The following is a 23,670-nucleotide window of genomic DNA, read 5'->3' on the forward strand; positions in this document are numbered from 1 at the left end:
AAGTCGAGAGTGCCGCTACCAACCTGAACGGGCATCGGTACAACTACTCACCTGATGCTCAGCGCCTCCACCCGGGCCACCAGCGCGTGCGCGACCGAGTCGAAGCCGTTCTTCACGTACGCCCCCTGCGCGGCGAAGATGGCGTCCGCGTACTTGCCGGTGAACGTCTCGAACGTCCGATAGCTGCACCGGTCGGCACCGAGCGGGGTGATCACCTGGTCCCGCACGCCCAGCAGCCCGGGAAAGGTGTCACCGGTGTCGTACCGCAGCAACGTCGGCGGTTCCACCACCCGGATGAACTCGCGGCTCACGAACGTCCCGGGGCCGCCGTCCGGTCGGGGCAGCGTCAGGTCGATCGGCGAGCCGACCTCCAGTGTGGTGGACACGGCGAGGGTGTAGGGATTCCACTGTGGATAGTGCGGGTAGTCGAGCAGCACGGACCACACGACAGCGGCGGGCGCGGGGATCTCCACGACCACGGACTCGATGAGGTGGCTCATGCCGGCATGTACTCCCCGCCGTTGACGTCCAGCACCGCGCCGGTCACCTCGGAAGCGAGGCGCGACAACAGGAACAGCACCGCGCCGGCGCACGCGTCGTCCGTCGGGATGTGGCCCAGCGGGTTGCGGGCGGCGATCTCGTCGTAGACGTCCTGCTCGGTGATCCCGCGCGCCTCGGCGGTGAACTTCAGGTAGAAGCGCACGCCCGGCCCGTCCAGCCAGCCCATCACGGCCTGGTTGGCGCGGATGCCGTGCTCGCCGAGCTCCAGCGCGAGGAACTGGGTCGCGGTCGCCATCGCGGCCTTCGCCACGGCGTAGCCGCCCTCGCCGCGCATCGGCTTGCGGGTGGTCATCGTGCCGACGTTGACGATCGAGCCCCGCCCGGCGGCCTTCATGTGCGGCACGACCTCGCGCGTCACGTTCAGCGCGCCGAACAGGATGATGTCCATCGAGCGCCGGACGGCCTTCTCGGGCGTGTCCAGCAGGTCGAACCAGCCGGGGTGCCCGAACGCCGAGTTCACCAGCCCCGTGATCGTGCCGAACCGGTCGACGGCCGTCTCCACCAGCCGCGCCACCTCGTCCGGGCGGCGGACGTCGCACTGCACGCCGACGGCCTCGCCACCGGCCGCCGCGACCTCCTTCGACACCTGCGTCATCACGTCGGCGGAGCGGGCCGCCATCACGACCTTGGCGCCCTCGGCGGCGGCGCGGACGGCGAGCTTCGAGCCCAGGCCGGGGCCGACGCCGGTGATCACCACGACCTCGTCTTGCAGCATCACAGGTAGACCTCCGAGTAGAAGGCGAAGTCGGCGCGGAGCTGGTCCTCGGACAGCCCGAAGTCCGCGGGGGAGTAGGAGTGCGAGCCGTGCCGCTCGGTGCGGTTGCGCGCCAGGTAGGCCTCGAACGCGGCGTCGTCGGCCGGACCGGGAGGCAGGCCCAGCGCGGACAACACCTCGCGGGCCACGTCGAGCGGTTTGCTGACGGTGTCGGCGAACCGCACGTCCACGAACCGGTCGGGCCGCGCGGACCGGGCGGAGGCGAAGCCGCGCAACGTCCGGGAGAACCGGTCCGACCAGTACCGTCCGATGTGGACCGGATCGACGTTCTCGCTGTACTGCGAGGACATCGCGCGCACCATCGACGCGTACGACGGCACGGCGTTGACCGGTGACCGGTGCGTCATCACGATCTTGCAGTCCGGGAACTCGTCCAGCACGGTGTCGACGGCGGTCAGGTGGTGCGGCGACTTCAGCACCCACGGCACCGACCGATCGGCCTGCTGCCATTGGAGCACCTGCAACCACTCGCGCAGCTCGCGGTACGCCGGGCGCTGGTCGGCGGACCGCAGCCAGTCGCCGTAGGTCGGCACCCAGTAGAACGAGTCGAAGCTCATCGACACGAACGTCCGGTCCAGCAGGAGCACGTCCTCCTCCGGCCCGTCCCAGACGACGGTGTGCAGGTCGCCGAAGTCGGGGGAGAGCTGCGCGAAGACCTGCATCCGTTCCTGCGCACGGCGTTTGCGCTGCTCGGCGTCCGGGCTCTCGCCGGGGAACGGCAGCGGGTAGGCGACCTCCCACGACAGCGTCGACGTCACCTGCGGCGAGGCGGCCAGCAGCCGGTGCAGCAACGTCGACCCGGTGCGTGGCAGCCCGCAGATCTCGGCCGCCACCCGCACCTCGACGTCGAGCACCTCGGGGTGGGCGCGTTGGAGTGCGCGCAATCGCAGCCGGTCCGCGAGCAACGCCGTCAGCCGGTGCCTGGTCAGCTCGAACCCCAACGGCGACAACGAGGCCTCGTCGTTCAGGCTCGCGACCAGCACGTCGAGCGGTTCGCGGAACCAGTCGTCGCCGAAGTTCGCGAGCCCCGTCTTGGCGCAGGCGCGGTCGAGGAGCTCCGGCACGTTCAACTCGGTGGTGACCGTCATTGGACTTCCTCCAAGGGGACCACGCGGCACTTCGGGATCGGGTGCTCGGTCGCGCCGAGCCAGCGCAGCAACGCGGTGCCGGACGTGTGGCCGCAGGTGTCGATCCAGTTGCCGACACCGGGATCCGACGCGGCCACCACGATCATCAGCCGTCCGCCGGTCAACGACGCCGTGTGCTTGTTGAGCGTGATGGCACGGCGGTGGTCGAGCGACTCCATCCACCAGTTGCCGAGCTGGAAGTTCCAGTACGGGCAGTCCGGCACGTCGGTCTCGATCACCCACGCCTCGCCCGGTCCGAGCGTCCAGTAGCCGTGCAGGTAGAAGATCTCCGGATCGCCCCCGGCCCGCTGGAACATCTCCTGGCCGAAGTCGGGCAGTTCGTTGGGGCGCTTCATGAACGTGCGCGTCCAGTGCGCGAACGTCGCCGCGGTGCCGTGCACCGACAAGGCCGCCCGCTGCAACGCCTTCGCGAGGAACTCGGGCGTGAGCTCAGCAGGCTGCGACGGCCCGCCGATCTGCTCGATGTGCCACTGACCGGGCACCTCGGAGCCGCGGTCCAGGTACGTCTGGCGCACCACGAGCCCGGTGGAGTCGGGGGCGAGCGGCAACCAGTTCCCGTCGTGCTCGGTCGCGCTCGCGATGATCTCCACGGCGCCGTCCGGTGCGATCTCGAGGTCGGCGTCGGACAGCTCGCCGGTCGACGCCATCGTGCCGTCCTTGGCGTACCTGTTGGCCTTCGACCCGATGCTGAAGTACGCGATCGTGCCGCGCGTTCCGGTGATCCGGTACTCGCGGTCGCCGCGGATGTTGGCCGACAGGTACACGTTGTCCGGGTTGTCCGCGCCGATCTTCACCAGGTCGAGCTCGTGGAACCGCGGGAAGTCGGGATCGGCGTTGTCCAGGCAGGAGTACAGCATCTCCCGCGTCAGCCGGGAGAGGTACCGGTAGCCCTCCGCCCGGTCGAGCGGGGTGTCCGGCGCGGGCTCGGACAACACCACCTCACCGGCCTTCTCCAACGCCCGGCAGAACTGCGACCACGCCTGATCCGGCACCGCGAGCCTCCCGAATTTAGAACGTGTTCTAGCTGAAGCTACACGATTCTGGACAACGTTCAACAGACGCCGAGCGCACGAAGCCTGGCCAGCACGACCTCCGCCGCCTCGTGCGGTGCGAGCGCTGTCGTGTCGAGCCGTACCTCGGGTTCGAGAGGCGGCTCGTAGGGCGAGTCGATGCCGGTGAAGTTCGCCAGCTCACCCCGGCGCGCCTTGCGGTACAAGCCTTTCGGGTCGCGCTGCTCCGCGACCTCCAGCGGTGTGTCCACGAAGACCTCGCAGAACTCTTGCTCGCCGACCAGGTCGCGCGCCAGCGCCCGTTCCGCGCGGAACGGCGAGATGAACGACACCAGCACGATCAGCCCTGCGTCGACCATCAGCGCGGCCACCTCGGCGATCCGCCGGATGTTCTCGACCCGGTCGGCGTCGGTGAACCCGAGGTCGGAGTTGAGCCCGTGCCGCACGTTGTCACCGTCGAGCAGGAACGTGTGCCGGCCCTCCGCGTGCAGCGCCCTCTCGACCAGGTCCGCGATCGTCGACTTCCCCGCCCCGGACAGCCCGGTCAGCCACACCACGCACGGCCGGTGCCCGTTGCGCGCGACCCGTGCCTGCTTGTCGACGGTCAGCGTCTGCCAGCGCAGGTTGGACGGGCTCACCGGGCGGAGGATCATCCCGGCGCCGACCGTCGCGTTGGACAGTCGGTCGAGCACGATGAACGACCCGAGGTCGCGGTTGTCCGCGTACGTCTCGAACGGCACCGGCGCGTCGAAGTGCACGGTGTCGACGCCGATCTCGTTGAGCTGCAACGGCTTCGTGGCGGTGCACCCGACGGTGCGCGCGCCGATCTTGGCCAGGTACTGGCGGCCGGGCAGGAGCGGCGTCTCGTCCATCCACACGAGGTGGGCCTCGAAGGCGTCGGCGACGCGAGGCGGGTCGTCCGCCGCGCCCAGCACGTCGCCGCGGCTCGCGTCGACGTCGTCCGCCAGCACCACGGTCACCGACGACCCGGTCGGCGCCTCCTCCAGGTCGCCGTCCATCGTGACGATCCGCGCGACGCTCGTGGTCCGGTGGGCAAGGCGAACCGTCTCACCGCGGGTCAGCACCCCGCCCAGCACCCGTCCTGACAAGCCTCGGAACTCGGCGTTCGGCCGGTTCGCCCACTGCACGAGGAACCGGGACGAGGTGGTCCGCCTCCGCTGCGGATCCGCCGTTTCCAGCCACTGCAGCAGAGTGGGGCCGTCGTACCAGGGCGTCAGCTCGCTGCGACCGACGACGTTCACACCCTCGGTCGCCGACATCGGGATGCAGGTGGTCTCAGGGAACTCGGCCCGGACGTTCTCGAACGCCTCCTGTGAGTACCCGAGCAGATCGAGCTTGTTCACCGCCACCACCACGTGCCGGATCCCCAGCAACGACACGATCCGCGCATGCCGTCGCGTCTGCTCCAGCACGCCCTTGCGCGCGTCCAGCAGCAGGACGGCGGCATCGGCCGTGGAAGCCCCGGTCACCATGTTCCGCGTGTACTGCTCGTGCCCCGGTGTGTCGGCCACGATGAACCGCCGCGCCTCGGTCGCGAAGAACCGGTAGGCGACGTCGATCGTGATGCCCTGCTCGCGCTCGGCCGCCAGCCCGTCGACCAGCAGGGCGAAGTCCAGGTCGCCGCCGCGCGTCCCGACCCGGCGGGAGTCCGCCTCCAGTGCCGCCAGGTGATCGGCGTAGAGCAGTTTCGACTCGTACAGCAGCCGCCCGATCAGCGTGCTCTTGCCGTCGTCCACGCTGCCGCACGTGATGAACCGCAGAAGCTCCATCAGAAGTACCCCTCCCGCTTCTTGCGCTCCATCGAGCCGCTCTGGTCGTGGTCGATCACCCGTCCCTGCCGCTCCGACGTCGTCGCGGCCCGCATCTCCTCGACGATCTCCGCGACCGTCCGCGCCTCGCTGCGCACCGCGCCCGTCAGCGGGTAGCACCCGAGGGTGCGGAACCGGACGAGCTCCTCCCGCGGTTCCTCGTCCAACGGCATCCGGTCGTCGTCGACCATGATCAGCGCGCCGTCGCGGTCCACCACCGGCCTGACGGCTGCGAAGTACAGCGGCACCACGGGTATCCGCTCGCGTTCGACGTAGCGCCACACGTCGAGCTCGGTCCAGTTCGACAGCGGGAACACCCGGATGCTCTCGCCGGGCGCGACCCGCGTGTTGTAGAGCCGCCACAGCTCGGGGCGTTGGTGGCGCGGGTCCCACTGGTGCTGCGCGGTGCGGAACGAGAAGACCCTCTCCTTGGCGCGCGAGGCCTCCTCGTCGCGCCGGGCGCCGCCGAACGCCACGTCGAACCGGTGCTCGTCCAGCGCCTGGCGCAGGCCCTGGGTCTTCCACAGGTCGGTGTGCCGGGCCGAGCCGTGGTCGAACGGGTTGATGCCCGCCGCCACGCAGTCCGGGTTGCGGTGCACGATCAGCCGCAGTCCCAGCGCTTTCGCGGTCGCGTCCCGGAACTCGATCATCTCGCGGAACTTCCACGTGGTGTCGACGTGCAGCAGCGGGAACGGCACCGGCGACGGGTAGAACGCCTTGCGCGCCAGGTGGAGCAGCACCGAGCTGTCCTTGCCGATCGAGTAGAGCAGCACCGGTCGTTCGGACTCCGCGACGGCCTCGCGGAAGATGTCGACGCTGTCGGCTTCGAGCCGGTCGAGGTGGTCCACGTCACCGAGGGTAGGAGCAAAACGAACAACGTTCAATATGCTTCTGAACGTTGTTCAAAGTAAGCTGCGCAACCGTGAGCACCGAGCAAACGGCCTGGGGCGATGCGGAAGGCAGGCGGCGCGACATCCTGGCGTCGGCCGAGCTGATCGTCGAGGAACAGGGCTACGCGGGCCTGACCATGCGCGCGATCGCGGTCGGCGCGGGCGTCAGCTCCGGCACCGTCTACCAGTACTTCTCCGGCAAGGAGGACGTCTTCGCGGCCCTGATGGAACGCCGCTTGGAGGAGCTCCAAGCCACCCTCGCGAGTGTCGACCGAAGCCTGGGCGTCGCGGGCGTGCTCAAGGAGATCGAGCCGCAGATCACCGACCTGTGGCGCCGGTTCGGCCGGTCGGCGGCGCAGTGGGAGGCGAAGGTGCTCTCCGGCGGCCGCAGGGGCAAGGAGGTCACGAACTCCGCGCAGGACTACCGCAAGACGCTCAAGGCCCTCGCGAAGACCCTGGCCGAGACCGCCGAGGCGACCGGCCGGGAGCTGGTCGACGATCCCGCGCTCCCGCACTGGGTCTGGGACTCGCTGATCGGCCTGGCGGACGACCTGCTGCTCCAGGGCGCCCGCATCAACCGCGTGAAGCCGGCGCACCTCATCGAGTTCGCGACTCAGGCGATAGAACGGGGAATCACCCGCTGACGGGCTGGTCGTACCGCCGCCGGATGCTCGTCCCCAGCACGCTCACGTCGGCCCCGTAGACGTGGATCGAGATCGCCACCGAGCTGGAGTTGTTGCACACCTTGTGGATGTCGCCCGGCGGCACCAGGTACGCGGCCACCCCTTCGGGAGTCTTGTTGACGCGCAACGGAACCAGCCGATTCCCGCGCAACCGGTACGTCGTCTCCTCCTCCTCACCGACGTACGTCCCGACGACGCACCACGAGACGTGGTCGTGGATGCAGGTCTCCTGACCCGGCAACCACACCAGCGCGACGACGGAGAACGACCCGTCCGGTTCGACGTGCAGCACGTGCTGCCGGTAAGCGGAAGGATCAGGCTCGCGCTGCGTCGCGCTGAGCAGGAACGGGTCGGTGAGATGACCTTCCAGGGTCCGCGCGACCCGTGCCGCGACGGCCTCCTGGGAACCGCCGCGCGTGATCGCGGCCCGGAGCGAACCCACCAGAAGCGTGGCCGTGGGGGAGAGCAGGCTGTGCGTCATGAGCGGGTCCTCCTCTGAGGAACGGGGCGATCAGCCGATCAGCACCGTGCCGGTCAGCACGAGCACGACGATCACCGTGGTGGAGAGCAGGCCCAGCAGCAGCACCGCCGGGCCGGAACGCATGAGGGAACGCAGCTTCACCGCCGTGCCGAGCGCGAACATGCCCGCCGCGAGCAGCACGGTGTCCACGAACGTCGCCGCGGACAGCACCACCTCGGGCAGCAGCCCGGTCGCCCGCACGCCCGCCATCACCAGGAACCCGACCACGAAGAGCGGCACGATCGGCGGCCGCTGACCCGACGCCGGGTACTTGAGGCGTTCGGCGAAGCTCACGGCGGCGAGCATCGGCGCGAGCAGCACGACCCGCGTCAGCTTCACCGCGACGGCGATCGCCAGCGCGCCGGTCACCGGTCCGGCGGCGGCCACGACCTGCGCCACCTCGTGCACGCTGCCGCCCGCCCACACGCCGTACTGCGCGGGTGTGAGGCCGGTCAGCGGGAACAACGCGGGCAGCGCGAACATCGCCACCGTGCCGAACAACGTGACCAGGCCGAGCGCCTTCGCCACGTCCTCCTCGTCCTGCTGCCGCACGGAGTTCATCGCCGCCACGGCCGACGCGCCGCAGATCGAGAAGCCCGTCGCGATCAGCAGTGAGAGCCCCTCACCGACGCCGAGCAGCCGCCCGAGCCAGCGCGTGACCACGAACGTCACCACCACGGCGACCGCGGCGAGCAGCAGGATCTCGTAGCCGAGCTTCAGCACGTCCTGGAACACCAGCTTCAACCCGAGCAGCACCACGCCGAGCCGCAGCAGCCGCCGTCCGGCCAGCTTGATCCCGGGCGACATCGACGCGGGCAGCGTCACGACGTTCGCCACGATCGCGCCCAGCAGCACCGCGATCGTCAACGCGCTGATCGACGGTTGCAGCCACGACACCGTCATCGCGATCGCGACACCGGCCGCGACCAGGGACAACCCGGGCAGGACGGAGTCGGCGGTGCGCGGAGTCGTCCTGGCGATGCCCATGCTGACAACCATGACCAGCGCGAGCTAACAGCAGTAGAGGGCCATCTCTTGGGGCCCCATAAGCCGCGCTTATGCCCGGCCGGCCGCAGTGATCAACGCGTCCACCGTCGCCCGCATGATCGGCAGCTTGATCAGGTCCGGCCAGGTGTAGAGCGACGTGAGCCGGTGCGCCGCCGACTCCACCTCGACCGTCGTCAGCCCGGGGTGCTGCAGGAACGACAACAGCAGCCTGGGCACCAGCGCAACGCCCAGACCTGCGGTGACGAGGCTCTGGATGGCCAGGTTGTCGTCGGTCGAGCAGGTGATGTCCGGCACGAACCCCGCCTTGTCGCACGCCTGGTGCAGCGCCCGTTGGCAGCGCACGCAACCGGCGATCCAGCGTTCCTCCGCCGCCTCGGTCAGCGACACCCGTTCCCGCCCGGCGAGCCGATGCCCGGCCGGCACGAGCAACGCGAGCGGCTCCCGCAGCAACGGCACGGCCAGCATGCCGGTCACGGTCGCCTCGTCCTGCGGTTCGTCGAGGTAGCTGAAGCTCAGCACCAGGTCGACCTCACCGCGCCGGAGCAGCGCGAACGAGTCCGGCGGCTCCTCCTCGACCAGCTCGAGCCGCAGCTGAGGCCGTTCCTCGGCCAGTATCGCCGCGGCCGCCGGCACCAGCGACACGTTGGCGCTGGGGAACGCGCAGATCCGGATCGTGCCGATGTCGTGCGTCGCTATCGCGCTGACCTGCTGGTGCGTCGTCGCGAGCTGGTCGAGCAGGTCCGATCCGCGTTCGGCGAGGATGCGACCGGCCTCGGTCAGGTGCAGGCCGCGGCCGGTGCGCACGAACAGCGGCCCGCCGACCTGCCGTTCGAGCGCGCGCATCTGCTGGCTGACGGCGGGCTGGGTGCAGTGCAGCAACCGGGCGGCGGCGCTGAACGACCCGGTCCGCGCGACCGTCGCGAAGACCTCGAGCTGGCGGGTGTCGAACACACCCGCACTGTAGGTCCTACTTGCCGGTGACGAGTGAGTCCAAGGTCGCGCCGCTGTTCTCGCCGCAGTGCCGTTTCGACGCGTCGAGCGTCATCGGCTTGGTCGCCTCGTCTGGCCTCCCGACCTGCCCGAACAGGCGCCGGAGCAGTTCGATCTGCTCGTCGCCGCCCGCGCGCAGGAAGTCGCCGCAGCTGGACTTCACGGTGAGCCTGCCGTCGGACGGGATCAGGTCCACCGGCCCGAGGACGAACAGGAACGCGATGATGATCGCGAGCCCGAACCCGATGACCGCGCCGCTCGCGGAGCTCTTGCGCGGCGCCAGCCAGTTCTCGGCCTGCTCGATGAACGGCTCGGCGGGCGACAGCTCGGTGTCGATCCAGAACTCCAGGCTGTCGCCGCCGGTCACGTCGAACTGGACGTGCCCGGCGGCGAGCATGATGCGCACGATCTGCTTGCGGTCGTACGAACCCGTCCAGAACGGGTCGGGCCGCACGAGCACCAGCCGGTCGGGCAGCAGGAACACGACGTCGCGTTCGCCGCGGGCCAGGCGCGAGGTCTGGCCGGGGCCGACGATCGTGCCCGCCAGCCGTGCCATCACCTGGGCGTGTTCGTGCTCGTCGAGGGCCGCGGCGGCCGCCGACCACAGATCCGGTTCCACGTCACTGCTATCGCTGCAGGTGGTGCCGTTGGTTAGCCGCGGCCGCCGAGGTTCCTCCGAATGCCGTCCTAGAAGGTCAGCTTCCAGGAGTTGATGTACCCGGTGTCCTGCGCCGCCACGTCCTTGACCTGGAGCTTCCAGGTGCCGTTCGCGACCTCGCTGGAGGCGTTGACGGTGTAGGTCGTGATGATGTTGTCGGCCGAGTCGTTGCTGGACTTCTGCAGCGAGTACACCGAGCCGTCCGGGGCGATCAGGTCGACGACCAGGTCACCGCGGTAGGTGTGCACGATGTTGACGTCGACCTTGAGCGTCGCCGGGGCGTTGCCGGTGATGCCCGAGACCGTGATGGAGCTGGTCACGGCCGTGTTGGTGTCCGGGATGTTCACGTCGGCGGTGTTCTCGAAGGTGCGGCCGGGAGGCTGCGTGCCCTCGACCGCGGCGAACGCGTCCACGCGGCCCTCACCGAAGAAGTTGTTCTTCGCCGTGGTGCCGGAGCAGCGGCTGTCGGTGCAGCCCAGGTCGTCGGCCTGGGTGGCGAGGAACGTCTTGAGCTGCGCCGGGGTGGCCGTCGGGTGCGTGGACTTGAGCAGCGCGGCGACGCCCGCGACGTGCGGGGAGGCCATCGACGTGCCGGACTTGGAGCCGTACTTGCCGCCGGGGACGGTCGAGTAGACGGCGTCGCCGGGCGCCGCGATGTGGATCTTGTCGGTGCCGTAGTTCGAGAACGACGACTTGCCGTTGTTCGAGGCGATCGACGCGACGCTGACGACGCCGGGAACCTCGGTCGGGACGCTCAGGCACGCGTTGGTGACGTTGCGCTGGGCGGGCGTCGAGTCGTTGGGGCTCGTCGAGTCCGTGGTCTTGTTGGCGAGGTTGTAGTTCTCGTTGCCCGCCGCGGCGACGTTGAGCACGCCCTTGCCCTCGGCGTAGGCCACCGCGCGCTTCACGCCTTCGAGGATTGCGTCCTGGTCGGCGTTGCTCGGGCAGTTGAACAGCCACGGGTCGGTGTAGTAGCTGTTGTTGGTCACGTCGAAGCCGCGGTCACCGGAGAAGACCATGGCGCAGATCGTGTTCTCGGCGAAGAACAGCCCGCTCGGCTTCTCCGCGATGCGCACCGAGGCGATCTTCACGCCCGGCGCGACGCCGATCGCGCCCTTGCCGTTCTTGGCGGCCGCGATCGTGCCGGCGACGTGCGTGCCGTGCGTGTCCGTGTCCCGCCACGAACCCGCGCGCGTGTCGAGCTTGCCGTAGGCGCACGACGCGGAGTTGGCGGCGTCGAAGTTCGGGGCGAGGTCGGGGTGCAGGTCGTCGACGCCCGTGTCGAGCACGCCGACCTTGACGCTGGGCGAGCCCAGGGTGACCGCCCACGCCTTGTCGGCGCCGATCTGCGTCATGTCCGACCGCACCGGCTCGGTGCTCGGCTGGGCCGCCTGCGCAGGGCTCGTGGGGATCGGCTGGGTCGCGGCCTCGGCGGGCACGTCGGTCGTGCGCGTGGCGCCGACCTTCTGCACACCCGAGACGGTCCGCATCTTCGTGGCGAAGTCGGTGGCCGTCGAGTGCGCGACGATGACGCCGATCGCGTCGTAGCTCGACCACACGACACCACCGTTGCCGCTCACGGCCGACGCGGCGCCGGCGGTGGCACCGGGCGCCGTGATGACCAGGTAGGAGCGGTTGCCCGCGGCGGCGGGCGCGGCGGCGGCAGGGGTGGCCGCCGCCAGTGCGCCGGCGCCCACGACCGCGGCGATGACCGCGGTGCGCAGGCGTGATCGTGAACCCTGGAACACGGATTCCTCCAGCTCTCAGCGGGCGATGCCCGCGCACGTCGCGCGGGTGCAGGGGCCCGTCAGAGTCATTAGAGGAGGTCAGCGCGGAATCGGGACGCGCGATTTCAGAAATGCCCCGTTCGGCTCACGACGAACGTCGCACGTCAGGCGTGTACCGCGTTCCGATAGGCGGCGAGCAGCAGACCGTGGAAGTGGTGCACGCCGTGTTCGGACAGGCCCGTGCCCGCCGGGTCGTAGACGATCCGGCCCTGGTCGAACGCGGGCGTGCGCATGCCCCGTTGGACGCTCTCCACGATGGCGATGTCCTGCTGCTGCAACACCTCGTCGATGTACCGGACGCCGTCGAGTTCGGCAGCGGTCAGATCGGTCGTCTCGAAGTAGAAGTCCCAGGTCTCGCGGGTGCGTTCCGGGCCGTCCGGGAGGATCTGGAGCACCATGAAGTTCGCCCGGCCGGGGTACCGCAGCAGGCACGTGTTGGGCCACAACCACCACACGGCGTGCTGGTTGACCGTCGCGCCGGAGACGTCGTACGCGCTGTTGGCCTGCTTGCCCGCCTCGGCGAAGTGGCTCGACCAGATGCCGTGCGTCTTCACGTCGTACGTGCCCATGTCGACGAGGTCGACGAACTCCGGGTGCGCGATGTGGCAGTGGTAGCACTCCAGGAAGTTGTCGACGACGTTCTTCCAGTTGGAGCCGATCGTGTAGCTGAGCCGCTTGGCGTGGGTGAGACCGGCGACGTCCGGGGCCCAGAACTCGATCTCCGCGGCCAGGTCCGGCGCCTGTTCGGCCAGCTTCTTCGCGGTGGGGTCGAGGTTGACGTAGACGAACCCGCCGAACTCCTCCACCTGCACCTGGTCGAGGCACACCGACGACTTGTCGAACGTCTCCATGCGGTCGGCCCGGCGGGCCGCCTTCAAACCGCCGCTCAGGTCGTACGTCCACGCGTGGTACGGGCACACGATGTTGCGGGTGACGCCAGAACCTGTCAGCAGTTCGTGCGCGCGGTGCTTGCACACGTTGTAGAACGCGCGCAGTTCGCCGGAACGGTCACGCACCACCACGATCGGCATACCGGCCACGGTGGACGCCGTGTAGCTGCCGGGCTCGGCGAACTGCTCGACGTGGCAGATCCATTGCCACGTCCGGGAGAACACGGCGCGGTCCTCGAAGGCCGACCACGCCGGGTCGACGTAGGCCTCGGCGCGCAACGACATCGAGCGCGCGGGATCGGGGTGGTAGCCGGTGGCGATGCGATGAACGTCCTCAGCCGTGACCTTCATGCACACCAAGGTAGAACTGTTTGAACGTTCGTTCAAGAGAGGGCGATGTCCTCGCACAGCTTCACGGCCCGGCGCAGCGAGGCGCGGTCGAGCCCGAGCAACGCGGTGAGCCACATGCCGTTCTGGATCACGTCGATGTCCGCCGCCCGTTTCGCGCACTCGTACCGGGACAGGTCCGGCCGTGCCGCGCGGATCAGCTTCGCGAGCCCGGCGCGGTAACGGCCCTGCGCCTCGGTGTTGATCCGCTCGAACTCCTCGGCGGCCTGCGCGAGCGACCACAGCTGCAGCCGCAGCGACAGGTACTCGGTCGTCAGGAACTCGGGATCGGCGACCCGGCGCAGCGCGATCCGCAGCCGTTCGCCCGCCGGCAGGTCCGGATCGGGTTCCACCAGCGCGATGTCCTGCTCCTCGATGCGGCGCAGGGCGGCGCCGATCAGGCCGGTCTTGTCGGTGAAGTGGTAGTTGACGAGGCCCAGCGCGACGCCCGCCTCCCGTGCCACGGCCCGCATGCTGACGCCGCCGATGCCGTGCCGGGACAACAGGGTGAGGACGGCGTCGAGGATCCGTCCGGCCGAGTCTGTGCTCACCCGCCGATCGTAGTGAGACCGGCCGGACGGCGTGGCTCACCTGTGCGGGCGTTGCTCACCCGCGGGTCGTGACCAGTCGTATTTCTTGACCTCGGCGGCAAGGGCATCGATGAACTGGACGTAGCCGACTTCGGAAGCCGGTTCGTTCCAGGCGAAGTTGTGCTCGTGAGGTTCGGGAATCACCTTCTTGTTCACTGCGAACTGAGCGCATTTCTCGCGCTGCTTTTCGAGATCAGCGTCGGGTCCTGCGGGGCACGCCGGCCTGCTCGTCGCTACGGCCCAGGCGCTGTCGTAGTGCTTCGCCTCGACGAGACGATTGCACAGAAGTTCCACACGGCGAACGTATGACCATCCCGTGAAGATGGGGTCTGGGCGTTGGGTGCCGATCTTGCCTCGTCCTGACTCGGTCCTCCGCGACATCTCGTCGTCCTCGATGACGAACACGTATCCGGTCCACGGCCGGCGGAGCAGGCCTGCTTTGCACGCCTTGGAGAGGTCGACCGCGTTGCCGATTGCCTCCTCGGCGCGGTTGTTCGCGTTGTTGCCGTACGAGGGGCCGTTCTGGCTCTTCAGCTCGATCGCGATCACCGGTTCGCGGTCGTGGTAGACGACCAAGTCCCAGTTCTTGGTGGGGCGGAAGTACCCCGGCAGCGTCAACATGTTCGAGATGTTCGCGCGGCGGTTCGGGTCGTCCTTGGGAGCCTTGTAGTACACCTCGTGGACAGGAGCGCCGGCTTCGATGCATGTCCTGCCCAAGAGTTGGGCGATGCGGTCGAGGTGTCCGCCCTTGGTCACGTCCGCGCGTCCTCCGACGTCCTTCGAGCCTCGTCCTTCCTGTGCGAGGCGCGCTTCGTCACGTGCGGTCCAGTAGGCCAGCAGGGCGGTGCTGACCTCCGCGTCCTGTTCGGGCGTCATGTTTCCCCACGGTTTGCCTTACATGATCGATTGCCGAAGAACAGTACGCGCACTCGCGCGCCGCGCGCATGAGTTTGACGACGGAACGTCATCGGTTGCACAAGTCGCTGCAAGCTGACTGCGGCTAGCGGCCACGTCCGGGTGAACTCGTGATGCTCTCGCCTCGTCTGGGAGCGTGTGCCGTGGGGTGAGCTTGTGAAATCGGCGTTAATTCGGCAGGCTGCTATGGACCCTGTTTCTTGTCATAGGCGATGAGAAATCTGCTGTATTTGAAATGTGAAAGTTCTTTCATGGCTAAATGGGGCCGCGAGACGTGTCGGTGGTTCGTGCTTTGCTGTGTGTCTGGCGGCCGTGGGCTGCATTCTGAACGCTGCGAGAAGGAGAGCTGGGCGTGGGTCTGGGGTCGTTGTCTGTGCGAGCTGAACGTGGAGAAGTGTTCACCCGTCGCTGGGTTGCTGAGGTGATGCTTGATCTCGTCGGCTACACCGCAGATCGCGACCTGGCCGAATTCCGGTTGGTGGAGCCGGCCTGCGGGGTGGGGGCAATGCTTGTTCCGGTGGTGGACCGGCTCATCAAGAGCACGCTGGCCCACGCGGGGGTCATCGACGACCGGTTGGCCAACGCCATTTGTGCCTCGGACGTCCAGATGTCCAATGTCGTCAAGTGCCGCGACGCCGTAGTTGCAGCTTTGCTGCGTTTTCGGGTTGATGTGGTGACTGCGGAAACTCTTGCGGCGCAGTGGGTGTGTCAGGCCGATTACTTGCTGTCGGCGCGCGCTACCTCGGACCTCATGCAGCATGAGGTTGAGCCTGACATCGACTTCGTGCTGGCAAACCCGCCGTATGTGCGCTTCGAGAACATCGATGAGACGGTTCGCGCGCAGTATCGTTCGCGCTGGACGACCATGTCGGGCAAGGCGGACATTTATGTGGGTTTCTACGAACGTGCCCTGCGATCGCTCAAGCCTGGCGGGCGCTTGGCTTTCATTTGTGCTGATCGCTGGATGCGCAACCAGTACGGTGCGAATCTGAGGAAACTAGTTGGCCATGAGTACGGAGTCGAAGTCCTGTGGAGTCTTCACGACGTCGACGCCTTCGAGACCCCAGTGGCTGCTTATCCCGCCATCACAGTGATCGGTCGCCACGCTCAAGGAGCGGTGGTCGTTGCGGACACGACGAGTGAATTCGCGGAAGCCGCAGCGCGGGAGCTGGTGAACTGGACGTTGTGTAGTTCTGGTGTTGGGAAGAAGGGCGCCGGCTACCAGGCGTACCGCCTTCAGCGTTGGTTCTCCGGGAGCGAGATGTGGCCGGCGGGTGGCCCTGCGCGCATGTCGTTGATCAAGCATCTCAACGAGAACTTCGATCCGCTGCAGTGTGCTGTGACAGGGACACGAGTCGGAATTGGCGTCACGACGGGCGCCGACGAGGTCTACGTACGCGGTGCCGGAGATCCCACACTGGTCGGCGTCGAGGCAGACCGGCTGCTCCGGCTTTCGGCTGGACGTGACATCCGTACCGGCGTCTTCGAGTGGGGTGAGAATTACCTGGTGAATCCGTGGGATCGAAACGGTGAGCTGGTCGACCTCGCGAAGTATCCGGGCTTGGCGTCATATCTTGAGAGGCATCGCTCGCGGTTGGTCGCTCGCCACACGGCCAAGGCTCATCCGCAAGGTTGGTATCGTACGATCGACAAGGTCAATCACGAATTGTTGTCGCGTGAGAAACTCTTGATTCGAGACCTGCAGTCCTCTCTCTGTCCGGTTTTGGAGAATCAGGAATGCTATCCACATCACAACCTGTACTACATCGTTTCCGGACACTGGGACCTGTGCGTGCTGGGTGGCCTCTTGATGTCTGATGTGGTTCAGGCCTTTGTTGAGGCGTACTCGGTGCGCATGCGAGGCGGGACGCTCCGCTTTCAGGCGCAGTATCTCAAGAAGATTCGCGTACCCGCCTGGGACAGACTTACTGAATCGGTCAGTGGCGCCCTCCGGGACGCCTTTCGGCAGAGGGATCGGCGGGCGGCCACGCGTGCTGCACTGCTCGCGTACGACCTCAATCCTGAGGATCTTGTTGAAGTGCGAAGAGAGACAGGGGAGTGTCAGCCTGCTTGAATCCTGCCGGATTTGCGCGGACGTAGTCCTTGATCTTCGTGATCCTGTCCTCGACGGCTGCGGCGAAGTGCTCTGTGGACATCTCCTGTACGGGCTCAGAGTGCACGCCTTCGCCTCTTCGAGTTGTGATGAGACACATGGCGTCGTAGATTTTCTTGTCCACCAGCCTTTGGAACATCAGGCGGTATTGCTCCGTGTGGGTCGAGAGATTGTCGAAAGCGGTTTCTAGCGCGTGGGGCCGCTTCGTTGTTGATTTGCGCTTCTTTGGATCGACCTTGTCCTCTTCGTGTTCAAAGACGAAGATGTAGCCGATCCACGGCTCGATCGGGCCGAGGAGATCTTCCTCGAAGGCGTATCTGAGGTCGACAGCGTTTCCGAGCATCTCTTCGGCGCGATTGTTGAAGTTGTTGCCAACTGAGCCAACCTGAGACTTGCACTCGATCGCTGCAACCAGAATGTCATTCCAGGTGACAACGATGTCCCAGTTCTTTGCTTTCCTGAAGTAGCCGGGGAGAGTGTTCTTTCCCTTGTATAGGACCGTTGCGCCAGACAGGCTGAGGTCTGCGAACTGACTTGCCACCAACTCTTGAAGTGCGTTGAGATGTTGGCCTCCGGTGGTGGTTCCGCGGGTTCCGGTGTCCTTTTTTCCCTTGTCTTTCTGCTCTTTGGCTTGGCGTTCGCGCTCTTTCCAGAAGGATTCGATTGCCGCGTCGAATTTGTGTGCAGTTTTGCTGGGCTCTGTCGTGTCGTCGGTGTCGACGGTCATCAGTTCGTAATCCTTGAGCGCTATGCCGTAGGCTTTGGCTGCAGCTCGAGTGGCTGCCTCCACGTCGCGAGTTCGGAACGCAGTGCGCAACGCCTCTTGCGTGCCTGCGTCTATCTTGTCTGAGTTCGGTACGCGGATGAGTTTGAGATACTGCGCTTGAAAGCGCAGTGTGCCGCCTCGCATCCGGACGCAATAAGCCTCGATGAAGGCTTGTGCGATCCGGGACAGAAGTATGCCGCCGAGCACCTCCATGTCCCAGGAGTCGGAGATGACGTAGTACAGGTTGTGGTGGGGGTAGTGTCCGCCTTGCTCCAGGACGGGATGGATCGTCGTCTTCATGTCCTGAAGCAGCAGCTTCTTCTTGTTGATCAGGCTGGACTGCACTTTGTCGATCGTGCGGTACCAGGACGCGGGATCTTTCTGCGCGACGAATCGATGGCGAATTCCGGGTTGGCGAGCGAGGTGTGCGCCCATTCGCGGGTAATCGGCGAGAGAGACGAGTGACCCGTCGGCATTCCAGGGATTGACCAGGTAATTGCCCTGCCACTCGAACGTGCCGCTCATCAGATCACGGCGCATCGCGAGTGGGAGTACGCGCTCCGGCTCGACGAGCGAGGGATCTTTGATCACGTACGCCTTGTCGGCTCCCGTGGCGATCCCGATGGAGACCTTGGTTCCGGTGCGCGGATCGTGCAGAGGCTGAAAGTGGTCGTTCAGATGTTCGATGAGAGCCAGTCGGGCTGGTGAACCGGTTGGCCAGAGTTCGTCGCCGCCGAACCAGTGAGGTAGTCGATGAGCCTTCACGCCGAGGTCTGCGAACTCGTTGAGGTTGGTGTCTTGCGATGCTTTGGCCAGTGCGAACGCGCTGGTCTCGCAGAACTCGCTGGTCGTGTCCGCGACGACAACCGACCCTTGTTCGTGCCTGCCAAGTACGGTTATCGCTGGGTATGCGGACACCTGTCGTTCGAACGCGTCGACGTCGTGCATGACCCAGATGTGTTCAACGCCGTAGTCCTTGGCGACCAGCTTGCGGAGATCGGCCCCGTACTGGTTTCGCATCCATCGGTCGGCGCAGATGAAGCCGACTTTGCCTTCCGGCGACAGCATGCGGAGTGATCGCTCGAAGAAGCCGACGTAGATGTCCCCTCGACCGCGCATGGTCGGCCAGGTACTGCGGTACTGCGCCGCGAGCTGGTCAGGCAGGTCGTCGTAGCGAATGTAGGGAGGGTTCCCGACGACGACGTTCGCTTCTGTGCCGTCCGATTCTGCGAGCAGGAAATCGGAATGAGAGATCCACTCCTCGACAAGGTTCTTTGCCTCCGAGGTGTGGGCTCCCGCGGCGGTCAGGAGGTTCCTGCACAGTTCTCGCGAAGCCTCGACGTGCTCGGGTTGGAGGTCGTACGCGCGGATGGCGCCACCGAGAGATGCGAAGTCGCGGTTGTGGGACTTCGCGCTGGTAAGGAGGCGACTGACGACAGGACCGAGGAAGGCGCCAGAGCCGCACGACGGCTCTACCAGGCGCCGAGCGCCGAGATCGCGGTCGGACGTGTACTCGGTCAGGTCGAGCAGTACCTCGACCACCCAGCGACGGGTGAAGACTTCGCCGTAGTTCTGGTCAGGAGCTGCTCCGAGTGTCACGCGAACAGCTTAAGGAGCAGCCACGCCGATCTGTCACTGGCACGCCTATGAGTGCGAAGTGCCGTGTGCTCTCAACCTTCTGTGTGGAGGTTGTTGCCAGGAGGATCGACCGGAGCTGCGATGCGGCCCCACAGTCAGGTCATCGCTCAACCGTTGAGCGATCGCCATCTTGGTCGACCTCGACGGCGAACCACAACATGCTCAGTTGAGACTCGTCGGCAGGCGTTCGAAGCCGCGCAGGATGCGGGTCGGGCGGCGGCGCGCACCGGGCAGCGGCGCGAGGTCCGGGAACCGTTCGAAGATCGTCCGCAGCCCGATCTCGCCCTCCATCCGCGCGAGCTGCGCCCCCAGGCAGTAGTGCCGGCCGGCGCCGAACGACACGTGGTCGCGCGCGTTCGGGCGGCTCACGTCGAACCGCTCGGGGTGCTCGAAGACGGACGGGTCGCGGTTCGCCCCGGCGAGCACCGTGGTGACGAGCTGGCCGCGCCGCACCTGCACCCCGGCGACCGTCGTGTCCTTCGCGCACATGCGTCCGGTCAGCAGCACGGGCGGGTCGTGCCGCAGCGTCTCGTCCACGGCGTTGCCCCACAGCCCCGGGTCGGCCCGCAGCGCCGCGAGCTGCTCGGGATGCCTGGTGAGCAACGAGATCCCGTTGCCGAGCAGGTTGACGGTCGTCTCGAAGCCCGCCGCCAGCACGAGTCCGGCGGTCGCCTTCAGCTCGCGTTCGGTGAGGCCCACGCCGTCCTCGCGGGCGGTGATCAGGCGGCTCAGCAGGTTGTCGCCGGGGTTCGCGCGCAGGGCGTCGAGGTGGCGGGAGAGCCAGGCGTCGAACGAGCTGAGCGTCGACTCGACGTCGCGGAACACCCGCCACGACAGGCCGAGGTCGAGGCTCGGGGCCGCCGCCGCGCCCAGGGCGAGGACGGTCGACCGTTCCTGCGGGGGCACGCCGAGGATCTCGCTGATCACCGTGACGGGCAGCAGGCCGCAGTACGTCTCGATGAGGTCGACCGGGTTGGCCGGGTCGAGGCCGTCGAGCAGATCGTCGGCGATCTCCTGGGTGCGGACGCGCAGCTGTTCGACGGCGCGGGCGGTGAAGACGCGGGTGACCAGCTTGCGGTAGCGGGTGTGCGCGGGCGGTTCGACGGCCAGCAGCGACGGCGGTTGGACCGGGTGCATGACCTCCGTGGCGGACCACGCGGCGAGCTTGCCGAGGATGCCGGCACCGAAGCGCGGCCGGGCCGTCACGAACGCGTCGTCGGACAGGACCGCCTTCACGATCTCGTGCCGCGTGGTGGTGAACCCGACCTTGGTCGCCGCCAGCGGGCCGCGGCCGCGGATCTCGTCGAACAGGCCGGTCAGGTCGGCGCCGGTGGTGGCCTCGACCGTGATGCGGCCCTGGAGATCGCCGCGGCGGGCCGCGAGGCGCAGGATCGCGCGCGGCAGGGCGTGGCCGATGCTCCAGCGCACCGCCGGTTTGACGTGCTCCTCAGCCAGGCTCGTCACGGTTCGCAGCCTGGCCGGTACGCCGCCGCGAGTCAAGGTCTCGGCCATCCGGGCGAAGGAAGAGTCCACTTCGGACCAACGGGTACCCTGCCGCGCCATGGAGATCCGGGCGCTGATCGACCGCTTGAGCTCAGACCGCTGGAAGTCCGAGATCGAGGACTTCGTGCGCGAGCAGGGGATCACGACGTTCGGCGAGCTGGTGGACCTGATCACCACGTCGGACGACAGCGCGGTCATCCGGCAGGGCTACCGGGTGTTCTCGCTGGTGAACGCCGACGAGCTGTACCCAGGGTTGTTGAAGCACGATCACCACGGCATCCGGCGCGCGGCGGCGAGCCAGCTCCGCGGCGAGGAGGCGTTCCGGCTCGCGGACGACCTGCTGCCGCTGCTCGCCGACGAGGACTTCTACGTGCGGCGGGAAGCGCTGTGGGCGTTCGGCACGATGGGGCCGGACGTGTTGCCGTTGCTCCAGGAGACCCGCCGCACGGCGCGCGGGGCGTTGCGGCGCGGCGCTTTGATCGGCATCGCCGAGGTCGCCGGACCCGACGCGTTCACGCCGGAGGACCGCCGCCTCGTCGACCGGTTCATCCGGTACATGCTGGAGTACGACATGACCAGCACCGACGAGATGCACCTCTGCGGCGGCTGGTACGCGATCAAGACCGACGACCAGGCGGCCGTGCTCGGCGTGTGCGGCCTGGTCGACCCGGTGCCGGTGACCAAGGTGCTGGGCGCCGACGCGTGGAACAACGACCACCACGCGTGGTCGAAGGACGAGGAACACGTCCGTTGCGCGCGCGTCTACGTCACGGGCGCGTGGGACGGCTGGACGCTGGTGTTCGGTGAGCCGTTCGAGCACGGCACCCGCCCGGTGACGGAGATCTGCGCGGTGCTGAGCGCCGTGTTCGGCGAGGCGCACTACTACGGCGAGAGCTGCGGCGACGGCTGGACGTCGTGGTGCATCGCCGAGGGCGGCGAGGTCCTGCGCTACTACGACGCCTTCAAGGAGGACGAGCAGATCGGGTCGCACGAGGTCGAGGAGGGCTGGTGCCTGCCGCACGATCTGAGCGACGAGAACGACGACCTCGAGGACATCTACGCGACCGACGTGGCCGAGGCGTTGTCGGTGAACCCGCGCTACTTCGAGGGTGACGTCGAGAGCCACGGCGTCCTGGCGTTGACGCAGTGCGGCGTGAAGTACGGGTCTCCCAAGGGTTTCCTGCGGATCAGCAGCTGATCACCGGGACTTCCAACGCGCGCACGACGTCGTTGTCGGCGTCGGTGACGACGCCGGCGACCTCGCTGAACGGCAGCACGGTGAACCTCGACGCCGTGCCGATCTTCTCGGAGCTGGCGAGGACGTAGGTGTCCGCTGCCTGATGGGCGAGCGCGCGTTTCATCGCGGCCTCGTCGGCGTCGCCGGTCGTGAGGCCTGCTTCGGGGTGCACGCCCGTGACGCCGAGGAAGAAGAGGTCGGCGTGCACGCCCCGTGCGGCCTCCACGGCTGCGGCACCACACGCGACCATCGAGTGCTTGAAGAGGCGTCCGCCGATCACGTAGACGTCCACGTGGTCGTGTTCCTCCAACGCACTCGCGATCGTCGGACTGTGCGTGACGACCGTTGCGCGCAGGTCCAGCGGTAGCGCGCGCACGACCGCGAGGGTCGTCGTGCCGCCGTCGAGGATCACGGTGCTGCCCGGTTCGACCAACGCTGCCGCCGCGCGTGCGACCCGTTGCTTGCCATCGACCTGCACGGTTTGACGCGTTGCGTAGTCGGCGATAGCGGGGGACACGGGCAGTGCGCCGCCATAGACGCGTTGGCACAGGCCTGCTGCTGCGAGATCACGCAGGTCACGACGGATCGTGTCCTCGGAAATGCCCACTTCGGCGGCGAGGTCCTTGGCGACGATCCGGCCGTCGGTGCGGAGTCGTTCGAGCAGCAGATCACGGCGTTGGGCGGCCAGCATGCACGTTTCTCCTTGTTTTTGCCGAGTCTTGCACATTATGGTCGGACGCATGCTGATTCTGATCGCAGGGCCCTACCGCTCCGGCACCGGGGACGACCCCGAACTGATGGCGCGCAACCTGGCCGCGCTGGAGGAGGCGGCGTGGCCGCTCTTCCGCAGCGGGCACGTGCCGATGATCGGCGAGTGGGTGGCGTTGCCCGTGCTGCGCGGCGCCGGCGGCACCTCGGTGACCGACCCGGTCGCGGCGGAGATCATGTACCCGACCGCCGAACGCCTGCTGCGCCACTGCGAGGCGGTGCTGCGGCTGCCGGGGGAGTCGACCGGCGCGGACGAGGACGTGCGGATCGCCCGCGAGCGCGGCCTGCCGGTCTACGAGCGGGTCGAGGACGTCCCCGGTTACGTCGCGGCCTAGCCGGAGTCCCCTGCAACCGTTGGGGGACGGACTATTCGCGGGCGGCGGCGACGAACGCGCGCATCCGCCCGTGGTCCTTCACCCCGCGGCTCGACTCGATGCCGCTCGACACGTCCACACCCCACGGCCGGGCGACACTGATCGCCCCGGCCACCGTCTCCGGCGACAACCCGCCCGCGAGCAGCCACTCCCCGGTGGGCGGGTTCTCGGCGAGACGCGTGATGTCCCACTGCTCACCCGATCCGGCGACGGGCGAGTCGATCAGCAGCCAGGACTCCCCGAACGCCCCGGTCCGCACGTCCGTCGCGGGCCCGAGCGCCGTCGCCCGCACCAACCCGAACGGCATCCCGGCCAGCTCGTCGAAGGCTTCGCGCGGGTAGTCGCCGTGCAGTTGCAACGCGCGCACGCCCGTCTTCAGCGCCAACTCGCCACCCTCGGCCGCCGTGACGCCCCGCACCACGGCGACGGTGAGAACGCCGGCGGGCACCTGAGCCACGAGTCGGGCGGCCAGGTCGACCTCGATCCGGCGAGGGCTGCTCGTCAGCACGAAACCGACGGCGTCCGCCCCGGCCTCCACGGCGACGGCGACATCGGACTCGGTGCGCAGACCACAAAGCTTCACGAACACACCACCAACCCTACTGGTGTGGCGACGAACGCACTGTCACA

The 23,670-nt window shown here is 67.6% G+C and carries 22 protein-coding genes; 4 read left to right on the forward strand and 18 right to left on the reverse strand.

The window, feature by feature from the left end; all coding sequences use genetic code 11:
* Nucleotides 1-47 precede the first annotated feature (47 nt).
* From ACFWNN_RS38705 to cysD, 6 genes are read right to left on the reverse strand one after another with little or no spacing between them, the layout of a single operon-like run.
* Nucleotides 48-500 carry an SRPBCC family protein gene (locus tag ACFWNN_RS38705; protein WP_382444942.1) on the reverse strand — a complete coding sequence of 151 codons (453 nt, stop codon included), beginning with the start codon at nucleotides 498-500 and terminating at the stop codon, nucleotides 48-50.
* Nucleotides 497-1,276 (reverse strand): SDR family oxidoreductase, encoded by a 780-nt coding sequence (locus ACFWNN_RS38710; RefSeq protein ID WP_382444943.1) that lies wholly within the window; start codon nucleotides 1,274-1,276, stop codon nucleotides 497-499. Before ACFWNN_RS38710 ends, ACFWNN_RS38705 begins: the two co-directional genes overlap by 4 nt.
* Nucleotides 1,276-2,424 carry a sulfotransferase gene (locus ACFWNN_RS38715; RefSeq protein WP_382444944.1) on the reverse strand — a complete coding sequence of 383 codons (1,149 nt, stop codon included), beginning with the start codon at nucleotides 2,422-2,424 and terminating at the stop codon, nucleotides 1,276-1,278. The genes ACFWNN_RS38710 and ACFWNN_RS38715 overlap by 1 nt, the downstream gene beginning before the upstream one ends.
* Complete coding sequence (locus tag ACFWNN_RS38720; protein ID WP_382444945.1) at nucleotides 2,421-3,476, reverse strand: hypothetical protein; 1,056 nt, start codon at nucleotides 3,474-3,476, stop codon at nucleotides 2,421-2,423. The genes ACFWNN_RS38715 and ACFWNN_RS38720 overlap by 4 nt, the downstream gene beginning before the upstream one ends.
* 59 nt (nucleotides 3,477-3,535) lie before the next feature.
* Nucleotides 3,536-5,284: an adenylyl-sulfate kinase gene (gene cysC / locus ACFWNN_RS38725; RefSeq protein ID WP_382444946.1), complete on the reverse strand. Its 1,749-nt coding sequence runs from the start codon at nucleotides 5,282-5,284 to the stop codon at nucleotides 3,536-3,538.
* A complete protein-coding gene (gene cysD, locus ACFWNN_RS38730) occupies nucleotides 5,284-6,207 on the reverse strand; it encodes a sulfate adenylyltransferase subunit CysD (RefSeq protein WP_382444947.1) in 924 nt (307 codons plus the stop codon). Before cysD ends, cysC begins: the two co-directional genes overlap by 1 nt.
* Nucleotides 6,208-6,245: 38 nt before the next feature.
* Here cysD and ACFWNN_RS38735 point away from each other — a divergent pair, with 38 nt between their 5' ends.
* Nucleotides 6,246-6,857 carry a TetR/AcrR family transcriptional regulator gene (locus ACFWNN_RS38735; protein WP_382444948.1) on the forward strand — a complete coding sequence of 204 codons (612 nt, stop codon included), beginning with the start codon at nucleotides 6,246-6,248 and terminating at the stop codon, nucleotides 6,855-6,857.
* On the opposite strand, the gene ACFWNN_RS38740 is transcribed toward ACFWNN_RS38735, so the two are convergent.
* From ACFWNN_RS38740 to ACFWNN_RS38775, 8 genes are all read right to left on the reverse strand, one after another.
* Entirely contained in the window at nucleotides 6,847-7,377 is a 531-nt protein-coding gene (locus ACFWNN_RS38740; RefSeq protein ID WP_382444949.1) for a cysteine dioxygenase, read from the reverse strand. The genes ACFWNN_RS38735 and ACFWNN_RS38740 overlap by 11 nt on opposite strands.
* A gap of 30 nt (nucleotides 7,378-7,407) precedes the next feature.
* Nucleotides 7,408-8,403, reverse strand: coding sequence for a YeiH family protein (locus tag ACFWNN_RS38745; protein ID WP_382444950.1), 996 nt, complete (start codon nucleotides 8,401-8,403; stop codon nucleotides 7,408-7,410).
* Between the two features lie 69 nt (nucleotides 8,404-8,472).
* Nucleotides 8,473-9,375, reverse strand: coding sequence for a LysR family transcriptional regulator (locus ACFWNN_RS38750; protein WP_382444951.1), 903 nt, complete (start codon nucleotides 9,373-9,375; stop codon nucleotides 8,473-8,475).
* Between the two features lie 16 nt (nucleotides 9,376-9,391).
* Entirely contained in the window at nucleotides 9,392-10,033 is a 642-nt protein-coding gene (locus tag ACFWNN_RS38755) for a hypothetical protein (RefSeq protein WP_382444952.1), read from the reverse strand.
* A gap of 68 nt (nucleotides 10,034-10,101) precedes the next feature.
* On the reverse strand, nucleotides 10,102-11,820 hold the full coding sequence (locus ACFWNN_RS38760) for a S8 family serine peptidase (protein ID WP_382444953.1): 1,719 nt from the start codon (nucleotides 11,818-11,820) through the stop codon (nucleotides 10,102-10,104).
* A gap of 143 nt (nucleotides 11,821-11,963) precedes the next feature.
* Nucleotides 11,964-13,100 (reverse strand): aromatic ring-hydroxylating dioxygenase subunit alpha, encoded by a 1,137-nt coding sequence (locus ACFWNN_RS38765; RefSeq protein ID WP_382444954.1) that lies wholly within the window; start codon nucleotides 13,098-13,100, stop codon nucleotides 11,964-11,966.
* A gap of 32 nt (nucleotides 13,101-13,132) precedes the next feature.
* Nucleotides 13,133-13,687 (reverse strand): TetR/AcrR family transcriptional regulator, encoded by a 555-nt coding sequence (locus ACFWNN_RS38770; protein WP_382444955.1) that lies wholly within the window; start codon nucleotides 13,685-13,687, stop codon nucleotides 13,133-13,135.
* A 36-nt stretch (nucleotides 13,688-13,723) separates the two neighbouring features.
* Nucleotides 13,724-14,602, reverse strand: a complete 879-nt coding sequence (locus ACFWNN_RS38775; protein ID WP_382444956.1) for a PaeR7I family type II restriction endonuclease — start codon at nucleotides 14,600-14,602, stop codon at nucleotides 13,724-13,726.
* Between the two features lie 433 nt (nucleotides 14,603-15,035).
* Here ACFWNN_RS38775 and ACFWNN_RS38780 point away from each other — a divergent pair, with 433 nt between their 5' ends.
* Complete coding sequence (locus ACFWNN_RS38780; protein ID WP_382444957.1) at nucleotides 15,036-16,715, forward strand: Eco57I restriction-modification methylase domain-containing protein; 1,680 nt, start codon at nucleotides 15,036-15,038, stop codon at nucleotides 16,713-16,715.
* On the opposite strand, the gene ACFWNN_RS38785 is transcribed toward ACFWNN_RS38780, so the two are convergent.
* Entirely contained in the window at nucleotides 16,657-19,119 is a 2,463-nt protein-coding gene (locus tag ACFWNN_RS38785) for a PaeR7I family type II restriction endonuclease (protein ID WP_382444958.1), read from the reverse strand. The genes ACFWNN_RS38780 and ACFWNN_RS38785 overlap by 59 nt on opposite strands.
* Before the next feature lie 201 nt (nucleotides 19,120-19,320).
* Nucleotides 19,321-20,670, reverse strand: a complete 1,350-nt coding sequence (locus ACFWNN_RS38790) for a cytochrome P450 (protein WP_382444959.1) — start codon at nucleotides 20,668-20,670, stop codon at nucleotides 19,321-19,323.
* Between the two features lie 49 nt (nucleotides 20,671-20,719).
* Here ACFWNN_RS38790 and ACFWNN_RS38795 point away from each other — a divergent pair, with 49 nt between their 5' ends.
* Nucleotides 20,720-21,859, forward strand: coding sequence for a HEAT repeat domain-containing protein (locus tag ACFWNN_RS38795; protein ID WP_382444960.1), 1,140 nt, complete (start codon nucleotides 20,720-20,722; stop codon nucleotides 21,857-21,859).
* On the opposite strand, the gene ACFWNN_RS38800 is transcribed toward ACFWNN_RS38795, so the two are convergent.
* Nucleotides 21,849-22,589, reverse strand: a complete 741-nt coding sequence (locus tag ACFWNN_RS38800) for a DeoR/GlpR family DNA-binding transcription regulator (RefSeq protein WP_382444961.1) — start codon at nucleotides 22,587-22,589, stop codon at nucleotides 21,849-21,851. The two genes, ACFWNN_RS38795 and ACFWNN_RS38800, sit on opposite strands and share 11 nt — an antisense overlap.
* Nucleotides 22,590-22,638: 49 nt before the next feature.
* On the opposite strand from ACFWNN_RS38800, the gene ACFWNN_RS38805 reads away from it, so the two are divergent.
* Nucleotides 22,639-23,001 carry a DUF4406 domain-containing protein gene (locus tag ACFWNN_RS38805; protein WP_382444962.1) on the forward strand — a complete coding sequence of 121 codons (363 nt, stop codon included), beginning with the start codon at nucleotides 22,639-22,641 and terminating at the stop codon, nucleotides 22,999-23,001.
* Between the two features lie 31 nt (nucleotides 23,002-23,032).
* Here the strand turns inward: ACFWNN_RS38805 and ACFWNN_RS38810 are convergent, their stop codons facing one another.
* Nucleotides 23,033-23,629, reverse strand: coding sequence for a phosphoribosylanthranilate isomerase (locus ACFWNN_RS38810; RefSeq protein ID WP_382444963.1), 597 nt, complete (start codon nucleotides 23,627-23,629; stop codon nucleotides 23,033-23,035).
* Nucleotides 23,630-23,670: the final 41 nt, after the last annotated feature.

The sequence above is a fragment of the Lentzea sp. NPDC058450 genome (assembly GCF_042721395.1).
GTDB lineage: Bacteria > Actinomycetota > Actinomycetes > Mycobacteriales > Pseudonocardiaceae > Lentzea.

Excerpts from the sequence above, each read along its gene's own strand:
- ACFWNN_RS38705 (WP_382444942.1), bottom strand. The coding sequence starts at position 500 with ATGAGCCACCTCATCGAGTCCGTGGTCGTGGAGATCCCCGCGCCCGCC.
- ACFWNN_RS38710 (WP_382444943.1), bottom strand. The coding sequence starts at position 1,276 with ATGCTGCAAGACGAGGTCGTGGTGATCACCGGCGTCGGCCCCGGCCTG.
- ACFWNN_RS38715 (WP_382444944.1), bottom strand. The coding sequence starts at position 2,424 with ATGACGGTCACCACCGAGTTGAACGTGCCGGAGCTCCTCGACCGCGCC.
- cysC (WP_382444946.1), bottom strand. The coding sequence starts at position 5,284 with ATGGAGCTTCTGCGGTTCATCACGTGCGGCAGCGTGGACGACGGCAAG.
- ACFWNN_RS38740 (WP_382444949.1), bottom strand. The coding sequence starts at position 7,377 with ATGACGCACAGCCTGCTCTCCCCCACGGCCACGCTTCTGGTGGGTTCG.
- ACFWNN_RS38745 (WP_382444950.1), bottom strand. The coding sequence starts at position 8,403 with ATGGGCATCGCCAGGACGACTCCGCGCACCGCCGACTCCGTCCTGCCC.
- ACFWNN_RS38765 (WP_382444954.1), bottom strand. The coding sequence starts at position 13,100 with ATGAAGGTCACGGCTGAGGACGTTCATCGCATCGCCACCGGCTACCAC.
- ACFWNN_RS38775 (WP_382444956.1), bottom strand. The coding sequence starts at position 14,602 with ATGACGCCCGAACAGGACGCGGAGGTCAGCACCGCCCTGCTGGCCTAC.
- ACFWNN_RS38790 (WP_382444959.1), bottom strand. The coding sequence starts at position 20,670 with ATGGCCGAGACCTTGACTCGCGGCGGCGTACCGGCCAGGCTGCGAACC.
- ACFWNN_RS38795 (WP_382444960.1), top strand. The coding sequence starts at position 20,720 with ATGGAGATCCGGGCGCTGATCGACCGCTTGAGCTCAGACCGCTGGAAG.
- ACFWNN_RS38800 (WP_382444961.1), bottom strand. The coding sequence starts at position 22,589 with ATGCTGGCCGCCCAACGCCGTGATCTGCTGCTCGAACGACTCCGCACC.
- ACFWNN_RS38805 (WP_382444962.1), top strand. The coding sequence starts at position 22,639 with ATGCTGATTCTGATCGCAGGGCCCTACCGCTCCGGCACCGGGGACGAC.